This is a genomic window from Enterococcus sp. OL5 (assembly GCF_006491895.1).
Classification (GTDB): Bacteria; Bacillota; Bacilli; order Lactobacillales; family Enterococcaceae; genus Enterococcus_D; species Enterococcus_D innesii.
The window spans coordinates 18,830-32,314 of the sequence record NZ_VHIL01000016.1; the positions used below are offsets into that span (position 1 = coordinate 18,830).

The following is a 13,485-nucleotide window of genomic DNA, read 5'->3' on the forward strand; positions in this document are numbered from 1 at the left end:
CATTCGGATTCATCAGATTCATCAATCTTAGCGCTAAAAGAAGCAAGCACGCGAACCTTTCTAGTGAGTCGCTGTGCTTGCTTCTTTTTTCATCCCGACATGCAGGATCCCGTCTTCATAAAAAGGCGGTGTAATGGTTTTAAAGCCGTACTGGCCGTAGAATTTTTCTAAGTGAGCTTGCGCTTCGATCTCAATAGGCAAAGCCGGATAACACTGCTCAATGCGTTGCAAAACTTCTTTGATCAGACGATGACCTTCGTTTTGCCCCCGGTATGCTGGTGCCACAATGACCCGACCAAAATGCACCGTTTGTTCCTGCTGGAAAATACGGGCGTAGGAAACGATCTGCCCGTCCTCATCGAGGGCCCATAAATGTTTGGCCTGTTCATCGATCGCATCGATCTCTTGATACGCACACGCTTGTTCCACCACAAAAACCGCTGTACGCAAACGGGCAAGTTGATAAAACTCCACCCCAGTCATTTCCCCTAACTCTTTTAGAAAAAACGCCATCCCATCACTCCTTATCTTATTGAACCAAAAAAGAGTCAACAAAGTGTCAACTCTTCTTGTTTCAAACAGCTTCTGATAAAAATTCAATCTCAACAGTTCTGGTTAAAATATCTGAATAACTATAAGAAACCCGCTCGAATGAATTCTCATTTGGATCCAAATCTACAACAAAAACTGAAGGATAAGTTTCTGTCAAAACGCCGCGACGTTCAGTTTGACGCTTACGTCCAGTCTGAGCAACTAGCATAATCTCACTACCGATACGGCCTTCTAAATCTTTCTTGATCGTAGCTAAAGTTGTTGGCATCGCATTCACCTCGAGCATCATCATACCACGAAAAGCAGAAAATTTCAAGTTTACCATAAAATAATTCTACTTTCAATAAGATTTTTGTTAAACACCCTTGATAAGCGCTATCAACTTTGTCCGTCCGCGACTGAAAGCGCTTTTTATCTTTTCGTAAGGCAGCTTTTCTTGCGCGGCAATCTGATCAAGTTCTAATCCTTTTAAATAATTCATTATAACCATTCGTTCTAAAGACGATAAATTTTTCGGATACGCTGCCAACGATTCATTAACGAACAAATAGGTCTCTGCAGTTTCCGCACAGCGATTATGATCGGTCAAAAACCGATTGCCTTCTTGTGAAAGCTTTTCTTCCAGCGAGCAGGCATCGACTTGGGCTTTGCGTTTTTGGGCATGCTGCGCCCGCAACAAGCTGCAGATACGATTTTCAAAGGATCGCTTAAACAAGATACCCAGCGTCGTTCCCTTGTCCTGATCGTAAGTCTTTAGACACTTATTAAAAACGATCCGACCTTCTTGCAGCCAATCATCTAAGTCATAATCCCGCAGATAATATTTTTTATGCAAAATCTCAACGATCGGTCGATATTTTCTGAACAACTCTTCAAATCTATCTGAACGGTGCGATACTTGTCTTTCCTTTGTGCGCATCGAGATCACTCCTTTTGTTTTTGCTTCATTTGCTACAAAAGGAGCGTATCATAAATGGCTCGGTCATCTTCTAATTTACCAGACCAACTTTGTCCCTAACTAAGGTCCCGCAATTTCTTTTCAAGTTCGGCTAATTGCTCCGGCGACCAGGGGGAATTGCGCCGGAAATTTTCAAACCGCAAGTCGGTTTGATGCTCGTGGATGTCTTTTTCCGTTTTTTCCACGCTTTTGTACAATTCCCGTGCCGAAGTCCGCAAGGCACCTTGAGAGAAGATCACCCACTGTTCGGCTAAATCGCTGGTAGCGACGGTGACTTGCGTCAATCGATTGTTTAATTCACCAGCGATTCGTTCGATGTAGCTGTCGGCGGTCTCTCCTTCTTCGGTAAAAATAACTTCCAGCTGATATTTGGTGTAACTTTGTGTCACACCAGGCACCAGTTGGGCATCAAAAACAACGATGATTTTCAACCCTTCATATTTTGCATAATTTGACAGCCGGTTCAGTAAGGCTTCTCGGGCATCTTCTAAACGGTCCTGATTTTTCAAAAGAACCAGCTCCGGCCAAGCGCCAATCATATTGTAGCCATCCACGATCAGCAAAGGGGTTTTCATTGGGACGCCCCATTTCGGCTAGTAAAGGCCTGATACATTAACAAGCCCGCCGCCACACTGGCATTCAAGCTCTGCACGTGACCGGTCATTGGGATCGTCAGCATTTGATCCACTTCTTTTTTCAAGCCTTCTCCCATGCCGCGACCTTCGTTACCGATGATCAAACCGACCGCCCCTTGAGCATTCCATGTGCGGTAATCACTGCCGCTCATATCAGTACCAAAGATCCAAAAACCAGCTTTTTTCAGCTGCTGGACTGCTTGGGTCAAATTAGTCACGCGGGCCACAGGAATATGTTCCACTGCGCCAGTCGATGTTTTCACCACGATCGGCGTGATCCCCACCGCACGGTGTTTCGGAATGATGATCCCGTCTACGCCGCTGGCATCAGCGGTTCGCATGATGGAGCCGAAATTATGGGGATCTTCTAGATTATCCAAAATCAGATACAGCGGCTGTTCTTTCGTTTGGGCCAACAATTCATCCAAGGTCAAATACTGGTAAGGGGTGATCGCCAAGATCATGCCTTGATGGACCCCTTGGTCACTCATCGTATCCAGCTTTTGTTTTGGCACCCATTTGACCGGAACTGCCTGTTCCCGCGCCATTTCTTTCAAACGATCGATTTTTTCTCCCCGTGCTTCTTCGGAAAGAAACAGCTTGTTGCCTCGCCCTTCTTTCAAGGCTTCAGCAACCGCATGATAGCCAAAGACAAAATTATCTTCGATGGCTTCTCCAGCGGCTTCTTTGCGGCGATCCGGTCTATTTTCTTGTCTGGCTTCTGATCGGCCAGCTGTTTTTTTATTTGGACGCTTTCTTTGCGGTTTTTCTCGCATCTTCTTCTCCTACTTTCTTTATACACCAGTCTATTAGCTCGTCTAAGCGTTCTTTTTGCTGCGTGAGGTGCAAATACCCGATCAGCGATTCAAAGCCAGTAGCGATACGATACGTCGTGACATCGGCATTTTTTGCACCCGTATGGCTTTTACTATTACGGCCGCGGCGGTAAAAATCATGTTCTTCTTCGGTCAGGATCTCTTCATCCAACATCTTTTGGATCAACGCCGCTTGGGCTTTGGCTGACACATAGTGGGTCGCCATATGGTGCAGTTGGTTCGGTCGAGTTTGGCCTTGGGCGACTAAATAATCGCGAATATAGACTTCATAGACCGCATCCCCCACATAGGCCAATGCCAAACCATTCAATTGTTTATAATCTCTCATGCTTCTCGTCTCCATCGGGTTCCTTGCGGGGTATCTTCTAAGATGATCCCTTGTTCTTTCAACTCATCACGGATTTGGTCGCTGCGGGCAAAATCTTTGGCTTTGCGGGCGGCAATCCGTTCATTGATCAGCTGTTCGATTTCTTCATCCAGCAATTCTTCTGATACAAAATAAATCCCGAAAATCGTCAGCCATTCGCTGAATTTGGCTAATCCAGCGGCTAATAAAGCCAAGTCTGTTTCTGGGTCTTCGCTAGCTAAGTTCAGCCACTTCGCCAATTCATAGACCACTGTGATCCCATTAGCCGCGTTGAAATCATCGTCCATTTCTTTGATGAAACGTTCTTCAAATTCTTCCAGAACCGGTGCATTGACTTCCTCATCGCTGGCTTGATTGTGACTGCTATTCAAGCGGAATTTGGCATTTTCATAGGTCGTCCGCAATTTTTGCAGATTGGTTTGTGCTTCATGCAAGGTAGTCTCGCTGTATTTGATTGGTCGGCGGTACTGAGTCGTTGCCAAAAAGAAACGCAGCACCTGTGGATCAACTTTTTTGACCATCTCATGCACCGTGACGAAGTTGCCTAGTGACTTACTCATTTTTTCTTCGTCTTCACCGATTGTCACATAGCCGTTATGCATCCAATAGTTGGCGAAGGTCTTGCCGGTTTTTGCCTCGCTTTGGGCGATCTCATTTTCATGATGCGGGAAGGTCAAGTCTTGTCCGCCTCCATGAATATCGATGGTCTCGCCTAGGTGTTTGGTCGCCATCACCGAGCATTCGATATGCCAGCCGGGACGGCCGGCTCCCCAAGGAGATTCCCAAGCGATCTCATCGCCTTTTGCCGCTTTCCACAAAGCAAAATCCAACGGATCTTCCTTGATTTTTTGTTCTTCACCGGTCCGCTGGCTTGCGCCGACTTCCAGCTCATCGATGGATTGGTCGCTTAATTGCCCATAGTGAGCAAATTTACGGGTACGGTAATAAACATCGCCATTGACTGGATAGGCATAGCCTTTTTCTACAAGAGCAGCAATAAAGGCAATGATGTCTTCGATATGATCCATCACACGAGGATTCATCGTAGCAGGTTTGACGTTCAGCGCTGCGGTATCTTCATTGAAGGCGTTGATAAAACGCTCTGCCACTTCTGGGGCCGTCGTGCCTAATTCTTTTGCCGCACGAATGATTTTATCATCGACATCGGTAAAATTCATCAAATAGTCCACTGTATAGCCGCGGTATTCAAAATAACGGCGTACGGTATCAAACGACACAGTACTACGGCCATTCCCGATATGGATATAGTTATAGACCGTGGGTCCGCAAACATACATTTTTACTTTCTTTTCTTCCAATGGCTGAAACACTTCTTTTTCCCGTGTCAGCGTATTATAGATTTTAATCATCGTGGGTAACCTTCTTTCCTTTGATTCGAACGATCTTTGCCGGGATGCCAACAGCAGTTGCTTCTGCGGGGATATCCTTCAAAACCACTGCATTGGCGCCGATCTTTGCACGCTCACCGATCGTGACAGGGCCTAAGATCTGCGCATGGGCTGAGAGAAACGCACCGGTTTTGACCGTGGGATGACGCTTGCCTCGCTCTTTGCCGGTTCCCCCCAGGGTGACTCCGTGAAACAAGACGACATCATCTTCAATGATCGCCGTTTCCCCAATCACGACCCCCATCCCATGATCGATAAAGACCCCTTGGCCGATCTGCGCACCAGGATGAATCTCGATCCCAGTCAAGAAACGCCAAAACTGGGCCGTCAGTTTTGCCAAAAAATACCAGCGATGCTGAAACAAAAAATGCGACCAACGATGCCAAAACAAGGCATGAAATCCTGGGTACGTGATGATGATCTCCAACGTTGATCGTACCGATGGATCGTGTTTTTTTGTTGCCGCAATTGCTTTTTTGAACCAAGTCATCTTCTCACCTACTTTATCCAAACTTCTTGATACGAAAAAAGCGTCTTTCAAATAAGTTTCCTTATTCAAAAGACGCTTTTTTGCGTGGTCCCACTTTTGTTCGCAGTTCGGCACTGCCTTCAAGCGGGTAACGTCCGCTGCTTCGTCTTTGACTTGCGCCAAAGCCACTCCTAGGTGCATTTCCTAGCCTTTTTTGACCACTCTCACCTTCCGTGGCCTCTCTGAAAAAAATCGGCTAGTACTTCGTCTATTCGCTGTGTTTATAACACGTTATTCAAATGATCAAGGGCTTTTTCTTTCCCTAATAATTCAACAGTATCCGGTAGTTCTGGTCCGTGGGTTTGGCCTGAAACCGCCACGCGGATCGGCATGAATAAATTCTTGCCTTTGACGCCTGTTTCTTTTTGGATCTCTTTGATGGCTGCTTTGACTGCTGCAGCCTCAACGACTGGCATCGCCTGTAATTTTTCTTTAAAGGCTGTTAAAACCGTCGGTACGGTTTCCCCTGCCAAGACTTCTTTGGCTGCATCATCTAATTCAGGATGTTCTTCGAAGAACAACTCCGAAAGATCGACGATTTGAGCCGCAAAACTCATTTGTGGTTGATACAAGGACACGATTTTTTTCAACCAAGCAGCTTTTTCTTCGGTCAATGTTTCTTCGATGCGGCCAGCTTTTACCAAGTAAGGAACGCACATTGCCGTCAATTCATCCAAATCCATTTGTTTCATGTATTGGTTATTGACCCATTCCAATTTCTTGGCATCGAAGGCAGCTGGTGATTTGCTCAACCGTTCAGGATCAAAGATTTTGATCAATTCTTCTTGAGAGAAAATTTCTTCCTCCCCAACTGGTGACCAGCCTAAAAGTGCAATAAAGTTGAACATAGCATCTGGCAAATAGCCCAATTCACGGTATTGCTCGATGAATTGCAGAATCGATTCGTCCCGTTTGCTTAATTTTTTCCCAGTTTCGCTATTGATGATCAACGTCATGTGACCGAATTCCGGTGCTTGCCAGCCAAATGCTTCATAGATCATCAACTGTTTTGGTGTGTTGGCGATGTGGTCATCTCCACGCAACACATGGGTGATTTTCATATGATGGTCATCCACTGCTACTGCAAAGTTGTAGGTCGGCATGCCATCACGTTTTTGGATGACAAAATCGCCACCGACATTATCTGATTCAAAAACGATCTCGCCTTTGACCATGTCATGGAATTTGTATTCAGTATTGCGAGAGACACGGAAACGAATCACTGGTTTCAAGCCTTGTGCTTCTTTTTCGGCTTGCTCTTCCGGTGTTAAGTTGGCACATTTCCCTGCATAATGAGGCATTTCGCCACGCGTTCTTTGGCCTTCGCGTTCGGCTTCCAACTCTTCTTCCGTACAATAACACTTATACGCACGATTGCTTGCAAGCAATTGATCGATCAGTGGTTGGTAGATATCGCCGCGTTCTGATTGACGATACGGCCCATATTCCCCTGGATTTTCAGGTGATTCGTCCCAATCCATCCCTAACCATTGCAAGTTTTCAAGCTGACTTTTTTCACCATCTTCAATGTTTCTTTTTTGATCGGTGTCTTCGATTCGGATAATAAATTCACCGTCATTATGACGAGCAAACAAATAATTGAATAAAGCCGTCCGAGCATTCCCGATGTGTAAATGTCCTGTTGGACTTGGCGCGTAACGTACACGTACTTTTGTCATTGTTTTCCTCTTCCTTCATCTGATTTCCAAGCCAGCCAAGCTGCTTGGGGCTTATTGTTCAGTTTAGTGGGAAAGACCCGCGTAAAAAACAGAACCCTCAAGTTGAATTGTACAATCAATAACCCAATTAGTAAAGGCAGCTGGCATATTTTACGCCAGCTGCCGAGGATTATTTCTCTGATTTCGATCCTTCTTTGTTGTCGATGCCGCGACCAGAATGGGCTGGTTTAGCAAAAATCATCCGCCCAGCTGCCGTTTGCAAGGCGCTGGTGACGATCACTTCGATGTGTTCATTCATGTAATGCTGGCCATCTTCCACAACGACCATCGTCCCGTCATCTAGATAAGCGACCCCTTGCTGGCGCTCCGTGCCAGCTTTCACTACTAAGACGTGCATGCTTTCTCCTGGAATCACCACTGGTTTGACCGCATTGGCCAACGCATTGATATTCAAGACCGGCACATTTTGAAATTCAGAAACTTTGTTTAAATTGTAATCATTGGTCACGACGACACCATCCAGCATCTTCGCTAACTTGATCAGCTTGCTGTCGACTTCGGAAATGTCTTCAAAATCGCCTTCGTACATCTCAACAGCGATGCCTTCTTCTTTTTGCAAAGCATTCAAAATATCCAAGCCGCGGCGGCCCCGAACCCGTTTCAAACTATCGCCAGAATCTGCGATGTATTGCAATTCATACAAGACAAAATTCGGGATCAGCAAGACGCCTTCTAAAAAGCCTGTTTTAGCAATGTCATAGATCCGACCATCAATGATCACGCTGGTATCCAAAATTTTATATTTGTGGAAGTGATCCGCGATTTTTCTTTCCAGCATCTGCTGTTCATCTTGCTCTTGGGGCTCTGCCTTTTTGTTTTTCGGGGCAAAGACTTTTTTCCATTCATCGATCCGTGTCGTCCCGATCTGAAAACCGAGATACCCTAACAGGACCATCACTAAGATTGGGGCGATCCCGTTGATAAAAGGAATATCCCAATTGTAAAAAGGAATCGACACGATCACACCGATCATCAGACCGATGATCGAACCAATTGCGCCAAACAAGAGATAGGTTAAGCTCAATTCACTTAGTTTTTCTTCAATTTTGCGAATACCGGCTGCAATATATTTCGCTAATAGTAAAGATAATAAAAAGAAAATAAGGGCTCCAAGCAAACTATTAGTGATGTTATTATTCAGCCATTCGTTTTGGGTTTGCCCAATGGCTTGCCATGCGATAGGCATCAGTGAGATCCCTAGACTTGCTCCGGCAAGTACCATTAGTGCCGTAATGACTCGTTTCTGCATACATGTTCCTCCATACTCCAGTAGGTTTCTTTTGTTCAAAAATCCGTGCTGCCAAACAGGCTCTTTCCGCCAGTCAGCGGTTGTCGATCGGTTGTTTAGTTCAAATGAATGAACCAGCAGCGTCAGGGCAAGAGGAAGGGAGATTGCCCCTTGCTCTTGCGTTGACTCCACTTTAACGGAAGACTTTCCGTAAGGTTTCGGCTAAGGTAGACACGCCTTCGACTTCGATGCCTTTTGGCGGCTGCCAACCAGTCAGATTATTTTTCGGCAAATAAACTTTTGTAAAGCCCAGTTTTTGCACCTCTTTGACCCGTTGCTCGATCGCATTGACTCGGCGAATCTCACCTGTCAAGCCAATTTCACCGATAAAACACTCCGTCGGGCTGGTGCCTTTTTCTTTATAGCTAGACGCGATACTAACAGCGATCGCTAGATCGATCGCGGGTTCATTTAATTTGACCCCGCCGGCTGCTTTTAAGTAGGCATCTTGATTTTGCAGCAGCAAGCCTGCCCGTTTTTCTAAAACCGCCATGATCAGCGAGACGCGGTTGAAGTCTAGCCCCGTCGTCGTGCGTTTGGCATTGCCGAACATCGTTGGCGTGACCAGTGCTTGGATCTCCACCAAGATTGGCCGACTGCCTTCCATTGCCACTACGATCGCCGATCCGGTTGCGCCTTCTAAGCGTTCTTCCAAAAAGACTTGTGACGGATTGGCGACTTCTTTCAACCCGCCTTCTTCCATTTCAAAAATCCCGATCTCATTGGTGGACCCAAAGCGGTTTTTGACGGCCCGCAAAATCCGAAAGCTGTGGTGCTTTTCGCCTTCGAAATACAAGACGGTATCTACCATATGCTCCAGCATCCGCGGTCCTGCGATCGAGCCTTCCTTCGTCACGTGGCCAACGATAAAGATAGCGATGCCATTGGTTTTAGCGATTTTCAGCAATTCTGCGGTCGTTTCTCGCACTTGGCTGACACTGCCTGCCACGCTGGTGATATCCGGTTGGGTCATGGTTTGGATCGAATCGATGATCACATAATCTGGACGGATGTTTTCGATCGCTTTACTGATCTCTGACATGTCCGTTTCCCCATAGAGATAAAATTCCGTGTCGATGGCGCCTAAGCGCTGCGCCCGCATTTTGATCTGTTCGGCACTTTCTTCTCCTGACACATACAAGACCGTTCCGCCGATCGCTGCTAATTGCTGGGAAACTTGCAAGAGCAGCGTCGATTTTCCGATCCCGGGATCCCCACCGATCAAAATCAAGGAACCTGGGACCACGCCGCCGCCTAAGACGCGATTCAATTCAGCGAGTTTCGTTTGGACCCGCGGTTCTTTTTTCGGTACGACATCGGCGATTTTCGTCGGCTGCATCTTTTGACCGGTCAATGTTGTTCGTACACGACGATCAGCAGTTTCTTGGATCACTTCTTCTACCATTGAATTCCAGCTGCCGCAATTGGGGCATTTTCCTAAATACTTAGGGGAACTATACCCGCAGTTTTGACAGACAAATTGACTTTTTGCTTTTTTTGCCATTGATCTCCTCCACTACTTCTATCAAACAGACCCCCAGGCAGGATTTACTGATTCGAGGAGCCAAAGCCGCCGGTTCGGCTGGCAGTGGTTGTATCTTGATCAGCTTTTAAGAACGGCAAGAAAATTCCTTGACCGATCCGCTCGCCTTTTTTAATGACGACATCTGTGGGGCCGAAATTGGTAAACTGAAACATGATATGCCCTTCATTATCTGGATTGTCATAGTAATCGCTGTCGATGACGCCGACACCATTCGTCAAGACTAAGAAACGTTTCAAAGGATTGCTGGAACGATTTGTCAGCTGCAAATACTCGTCTTCCCCCATATAGGCTTTGATCCCCGTGGGAATCAAGGTTGGCTTCAACTGTTTTGCGGTCTCTTTCGCAAAAAGCGCTTTGACCCCGTCGATCACGCCCGCTTTCCAAATGCTTGGCACCACGATTTCTTCCGCTGCTTCAAAGTCGTAACCAGCCGCATGATGGGTGGCACGTTGAGGCAAGGTGATGCTTTTTTCTTTATATGATGTAATAATTTCAAATCCTCGTAATTTCATGGGTTCCTCCAATAATAAAACATATAGCTATTTTAGCATAGGAAGAACTATTTTCTTCATGGAAAACACAATTATCGAAAAGTCTTTACAATTTCTTCGTTTAAAAATAGCTCAAAAAGAAAAAAGAGCATGACGAAACGCCCATTTGCGAGTACAATAGAAAAAATATCAAAAAATAGGCGGTGGCATATGCGCGCAGATCTTTCAAACAAAAACCGAATCGTTGTAAAAATCGGCACCAGCTCGTTGATTTATCCCAATGGTGCCATCAATCTAGCTGGTATCGATGAATTAGCCTTTGTCTTAGCAGCTTTACAAAACCAAGGCAAAGAAATCATCTTAGTTTCCTCTGGTGCGATCGGTGTTGGCATGAACAAGTTGAATTTGAAAGAACGACCCGTGGAGATCCCGCAGCAGCAAGCTGTGGCCGCCGTTGGCCAATCGGAACTGATGACGATCTACAACCAGCGTTTTCAAAGCTATAGCCAGCAGACTGCACAGATCCTGCTGACCAGAGACATCATCGAATTTCCCCAAAGCCGTCAAAACGTTAGCAACACCTTAGAACAGTTACTTGCGATGGGGATCATCCCGATCATTAATGAAAACGACACAGTGGCAGTGGATGAATTAGACCATCTCACCAAATTTGGCGACAATGACCAGCTGTCAGCGATCGTCGCTCAGTTGACGAAAGCCGAGCTTTTGATCATGCTTTCTGATATCGACGGCTTTTATTCCGCCAATCCGCTGAATGATCCTGAGGCTGTTTTGTATTCCGAGATCAATGAAATCACCCCGGAACTTTTAGAACAAGCTACGGGAAAAGGCAGTCCTTATGGAACCGGCGGTATGACCAGCAAATTAAAAGCCGCTCAACGTATCTTAGACTTGAACAGTCACATGCTGCTGGCTAACGGCAAGCAGCCGAAAATTATTTTTGACTTGCTCGCAGGGGAACCTGTCGGCACCCACTTTTATCAACGAACGGAGGATGAGCAATGAGCAATTTACAAACGATCGGTCAACAAGCACAAGCAAGCGCCCAGGCATTAAGCTTACTGAGTGCCAGTGAAAAAAACCACCTACTGGCAGCGATGGCCGATGCTTTAGAAAAAGCTACCGAGAAGATTTTAGCTGCTAATCAACAAGATCTAACCGCCGCAAAAGCCAAAGGAACCAGCCAAACGATGCTAGATCGTCTGTTGCTGACAGAACAACGGATCACCGAGATGGCTAACGGCATCCGAGAAGTCGCCCAATTGCCCGATCCAATCGGTGCCGTGGATAAAATGTGGCGCAATGCTGACGATCTTTTGATTGGTCAACAGCGGGTACCTTTAGGGGTCATTGGCATCATCTACGAAGCCCGCCCTAATGTCACTACTGACGCGGCTAGTCTGTGTTTCAAATCAGGAAATGCCGTGATTTTGCGTGGTGGAAAAGAAGCCTTTCACTCCAATCAAGTCCTCGTGACTATTTTACAAGAGGCATTAGCTGCCAACGGACACTCCCGCCATGCGATCCAGTTTATCGAAGACACGAGCCACGAAACAGCGGCTGAACTAATGCGGCTGACGGATTACTTGGATGTTTTGATCCCCCGGGGGGGCGCCGGCTTGATTCGACGTGTCAAAGAGACCGCCACAGTACCAGTGATCGAAACCGGCACCGGCAACAACCATATCTACATCGACCAAGCAGCCCAGCTGCCGATGGCTCTGGCGATCGTCACGAACGCAAAGACGCAACGCCCTTCTGTCTGCAATGCCATCGAAACGATCCTCGTCCATGAAGCAGTGGCGGCAGAATTTTTGCCTATGGTAGAACAGCAATTTGCCGATCAAGTCGAATTGCGAGGAGATGAAAAAGCGTTGGCGTTTTTGAACAACGCGCAGCTTGCCACTGAAGAGGACTGGGCAACCGAGTTTTTAGACTATATCTTAGCGATCAAAGTGGTGGCTTCGCTAGAAGAAGCCATTGCCCACATCAATCGCTACAATACGAAGCACTCCGAAGCGATCATCACTGATGATTATTTCGCTTCCCAACGCTTCTTGAAAGAAGTTGATGCGGCGGCGGTTTACGTCAATGCCTCGACCCGTTTCACCGATGGCTTTATGTTTGGCTTTGGAGCCGAGATCGGCATCTCAACGCAAAAACTCCATGCCCGTGGGCCAATGGGGTTAGAAGCACTGACTTCCACCAAATACATTGTTTATGGCGAAGGCCAGATCCGTAAGTAACGATACGAAAAAACAGCCACTTGCTGTAATGCCCCCCAATATTTAGAATAAAAAGCTAACTCCAGGAGGTCGCTACATGCGCAAGCGGCTTTTTTTCGTCCTCTTATGCTTGTGCAGCCCGCAGAACGAAGGAAAGCGGTTCGATGCCGAACAATTCTGTCAGCACTCGATTGGTTGTGGCAAAAACGTCAGCTTCGCAACTCTTTTTCGGACAAGCAATCGTCTGTCCTTTGCTGGAAAACGTATCCTGACGGCTGCCCTCTACGAAAATTACTTCTTGCGTTCCTTTTTGATAGATCAGTCCTTCGTCTTCTTCTAATAATAAGCGAGTCTGCCACTGATTGATCTGGGCAATGGGCATCACCAAGGAAGCAGCATCCAAGTTTTCTAGTGAAAAACTACGACCATCCGGCAGCTGCAGCGTGAAGGTATTGAGTTCATAAGGCAAACAGGCATTGCACCCTCCTTCTGTGATGACTTGGCTCGTGAGAATTTCTGCATTCATTCTTTTTGACTCCTTTCATGAATGATTCATGTTTAGTTTATCACAAACCTATGGCCCACGGCGGAGCAATTATTCCGCCTTAAGTTGGATGTGTTTCTTTTTCTTTCTTGCTATGCTAAGGATAAGAAAAAAAGTCTAGGAGGAGTCACTATGAATACAGAAAGTTTATTAGGAAGAATCGTTACTGTCGTTGCAGTTTTAATCGCAGCATCTCTTGTTTTATCCGTCGTATTAGGCATTGTTGGTGGGTTGATCGGATTGATTTTCCGTTTCGGGATTCCTTTGTTGCTAGCCGTTTTGATCGTTCGCTGGTTAACCTCGATTCGCCAAAAGCCAAGAAAATATTATCGTTAATTGCAGGAA

Annotated in this window: 16 protein-coding genes and 1 other annotated feature; of the genes, 3 read left to right on the forward strand and 13 right to left on the reverse strand. The window is 46.3% G+C overall.

Going from position 1 to position 13,485, the window contains the following annotated elements; all coding sequences use genetic code 11:
* Positions 1-60: 60 nt before the first annotated feature.
* The 12 genes from FJU10_RS15875 to FJU10_RS15930 form a co-directional block, all read right to left on the reverse strand.
* Positions 61-513, reverse strand: a complete 453-nt coding sequence (locus FJU10_RS15875; protein WP_077453217.1) for a GNAT family N-acetyltransferase — start codon at positions 511-513, stop codon at positions 61-63.
* Positions 514-574: 61 nt separating this feature from the next.
* Complete coding sequence (locus FJU10_RS15880; RefSeq protein ID WP_005226417.1) at positions 575-820, reverse strand: Veg family protein; 246 nt, start codon at positions 818-820, stop codon at positions 575-577.
* Between the two features lie 87 nt (positions 821-907).
* Complete coding sequence (locus FJU10_RS15885) at positions 908-1,471, reverse strand: sigma-70 family RNA polymerase sigma factor (RefSeq protein ID WP_140966354.1); 564 nt, start codon at positions 1,469-1,471, stop codon at positions 908-910.
* 95 nt (positions 1,472-1,566) lie between these two features.
* Entirely contained in the window at positions 1,567-2,085 is a 519-nt protein-coding gene (locus FJU10_RS15890) for an NYN domain-containing protein (protein WP_005226413.1), read from the reverse strand.
* Positions 2,082-2,921, reverse strand: a complete 840-nt coding sequence (gene rlmB, locus FJU10_RS15895; RefSeq protein ID WP_010748485.1) for a 23S rRNA (guanosine(2251)-2'-O)-methyltransferase RlmB — start codon at positions 2,919-2,921, stop codon at positions 2,082-2,084. The genes FJU10_RS15890 and rlmB overlap by 4 nt, the downstream gene beginning before the upstream one ends.
* The gene (locus FJU10_RS15900) at positions 2,887-3,309 is read right to left on the reverse strand and encodes a Mini-ribonuclease 3 (RefSeq protein WP_015508687.1); all 423 of its coding nucleotides are present in this window, start codon (positions 3,307-3,309) and stop codon (positions 2,887-2,889) included. Before FJU10_RS15900 ends, rlmB begins: the two co-directional genes overlap by 35 nt.
* Positions 3,306-4,718, reverse strand: coding sequence for a cysteine--tRNA ligase (gene cysS / locus FJU10_RS15905; protein ID WP_140966355.1), 1,413 nt, complete (start codon positions 4,716-4,718; stop codon positions 3,306-3,308). The genes FJU10_RS15900 and cysS overlap by 4 nt, the downstream gene beginning before the upstream one ends.
* Positions 4,711-5,247, reverse strand: a complete 537-nt coding sequence (epsC, locus tag FJU10_RS15910) for a serine O-acetyltransferase EpsC (RefSeq protein ID WP_026008130.1) — start codon at positions 5,245-5,247, stop codon at positions 4,711-4,713. The genes cysS and epsC overlap by 8 nt, the downstream gene beginning before the upstream one ends.
* A 65-nt stretch (positions 5,248-5,312) precedes the next feature.
* Positions 5,313-5,511 (reverse strand) — a binding site (T-box leader).
* Complete coding sequence (gene gltX / locus FJU10_RS15915; protein WP_140966356.1) at positions 5,508-6,965, reverse strand: glutamate--tRNA ligase; 1,458 nt, start codon at positions 6,963-6,965, stop codon at positions 5,508-5,510. Its footprint overlaps the feature before it by 4 nt.
* A 169-nt stretch (positions 6,966-7,134) precedes the next feature.
* A complete protein-coding gene (locus FJU10_RS15920) occupies positions 7,135-8,274 on the reverse strand; it encodes a PIN/TRAM domain-containing protein (protein ID WP_005226396.1) in 1,140 nt (379 codons plus the stop codon).
* A gap of 172 nt (positions 8,275-8,446) precedes the next feature.
* Positions 8,447-9,817 carry a DNA repair protein RadA gene (gene radA, locus FJU10_RS15925; RefSeq protein WP_005226394.1) on the reverse strand — a complete coding sequence of 457 codons (1,371 nt, stop codon included), beginning with the start codon at positions 9,815-9,817 and terminating at the stop codon, positions 8,447-8,449.
* A 44-nt stretch (positions 9,818-9,861) separates the two neighbouring features.
* Entirely contained in the window at positions 9,862-10,371 is a 510-nt protein-coding gene (locus FJU10_RS15930; RefSeq protein ID WP_005232909.1) for a dUTP diphosphatase, read from the reverse strand.
* A gap of 189 nt (positions 10,372-10,560) precedes the next feature.
* Here FJU10_RS15930 and proB point away from each other — a divergent pair, with 189 nt between their 5' ends.
* Both proB and FJU10_RS15940 read left to right on the forward strand, forming a co-directional pair.
* Positions 10,561-11,376: a glutamate 5-kinase gene (gene proB / locus FJU10_RS15935; RefSeq protein ID WP_081117600.1), complete on the forward strand. Its 816-nt coding sequence runs from the start codon at positions 10,561-10,563 to the stop codon at positions 11,374-11,376.
* Entirely contained in the window at positions 11,373-12,617 is a 1,245-nt protein-coding gene (locus FJU10_RS15940) for a glutamate-5-semialdehyde dehydrogenase (protein WP_140966357.1), read from the forward strand. Before proB ends, FJU10_RS15940 begins: the two co-directional genes overlap by 4 nt.
* 103 nt (positions 12,618-12,720) lie before the next feature.
* Here FJU10_RS15940 and FJU10_RS15945 read toward each other — a convergent pair whose 3' ends face one another.
* The gene (locus FJU10_RS15945; protein ID WP_140966358.1) at positions 12,721-13,122 is read right to left on the reverse strand and encodes a DUF4809 family protein; all 402 of its coding nucleotides are present in this window, start codon (positions 13,120-13,122) and stop codon (positions 12,721-12,723) included.
* Between the two features lie 150 nt (positions 13,123-13,272).
* On the opposite strand from FJU10_RS15945, the gene FJU10_RS15950 reads away from it, so the two are divergent.
* Positions 13,273-13,476 (forward strand): hypothetical protein, encoded by a 204-nt coding sequence (locus FJU10_RS15950; RefSeq protein ID WP_008376766.1) that lies wholly within the window; start codon positions 13,273-13,275, stop codon positions 13,474-13,476.
* Positions 13,477-13,485: the final 9 nt, after the last annotated feature.

What these genes read in the sequence shown, in the direction of transcription:
- FJU10_RS15930 (WP_005232909.1), bottom strand. Translation starts at nt 10,371, where the DNA reads ATGAAATTACGAGGATTTGAAATTATTACATCATATAAAGAAAAAAGC.
- FJU10_RS15875 (WP_077453217.1), bottom strand. Translation starts at nt 513, where the DNA reads ATGGCGTTTTTTCTAAAAGAGTTAGGGGAAATGACTGGGGTGGAGTTT.
- FJU10_RS15945 (WP_140966358.1), bottom strand. Translation starts at nt 13,122, where the DNA reads ATGAATGCAGAAATTCTCACGAGCCAAGTCATCACAGAAGGAGGGTGC.
- proB (WP_081117600.1), top strand. Translation starts at nt 10,561, where the DNA reads ATGCGCGCAGATCTTTCAAACAAAAACCGAATCGTTGTAAAAATCGGC.
- gltX (WP_140966356.1), bottom strand. Translation starts at nt 6,965, where the DNA reads ATGACAAAAGTACGTGTACGTTACGCGCCAAGTCCAACAGGACATTTA.
- cysS (WP_140966355.1), bottom strand. Translation starts at nt 4,718, where the DNA reads ATGATTAAAATCTATAATACGCTGACACGGGAAAAAGAAGTGTTTCAG.
- FJU10_RS15900 (WP_015508687.1), bottom strand. Translation starts at nt 3,309, where the DNA reads ATGAGAGATTATAAACAATTGAATGGTTTGGCATTGGCCTATGTGGGG.
- FJU10_RS15940 (WP_140966357.1), top strand. Translation starts at nt 11,373, where the DNA reads ATGAGCAATTTACAAACGATCGGTCAACAAGCACAAGCAAGCGCCCAG.
- epsC (WP_026008130.1), bottom strand. Translation starts at nt 5,247, where the DNA reads ATGACTTGGTTCAAAAAAGCAATTGCGGCAACAAAAAAACACGATCCA.
- FJU10_RS15920 (WP_005226396.1), bottom strand. Translation starts at nt 8,274, where the DNA reads ATGCAGAAACGAGTCATTACGGCACTAATGGTACTTGCCGGAGCAAGT.
- rlmB (WP_010748485.1), bottom strand. Translation starts at nt 2,921, where the DNA reads ATGCGAGAAAAACCGCAAAGAAAGCGTCCAAATAAAAAAACAGCTGGC.
- FJU10_RS15885 (WP_140966354.1), bottom strand. Translation starts at nt 1,471, where the DNA reads ATGCGCACAAAGGAAAGACAAGTATCGCACCGTTCAGATAGATTTGAA.
- FJU10_RS15950 (WP_008376766.1), top strand. Translation starts at nt 13,273, where the DNA reads ATGAATACAGAAAGTTTATTAGGAAGAATCGTTACTGTCGTTGCAGTT.
- FJU10_RS15890 (WP_005226413.1), bottom strand. Translation starts at nt 2,085, where the DNA reads ATGAAAACCCCTTTGCTGATCGTGGATGGCTACAATATGATTGGCGCT.
- FJU10_RS15880 (WP_005226417.1), bottom strand. Translation starts at nt 820, where the DNA reads ATGCCAACAACTTTAGCTACGATCAAGAAAGATTTAGAAGGCCGTATC.
- radA (WP_005226394.1), bottom strand. Translation starts at nt 9,817, where the DNA reads ATGGCAAAAAAAGCAAAAAGTCAATTTGTCTGTCAAAACTGCGGGTAT.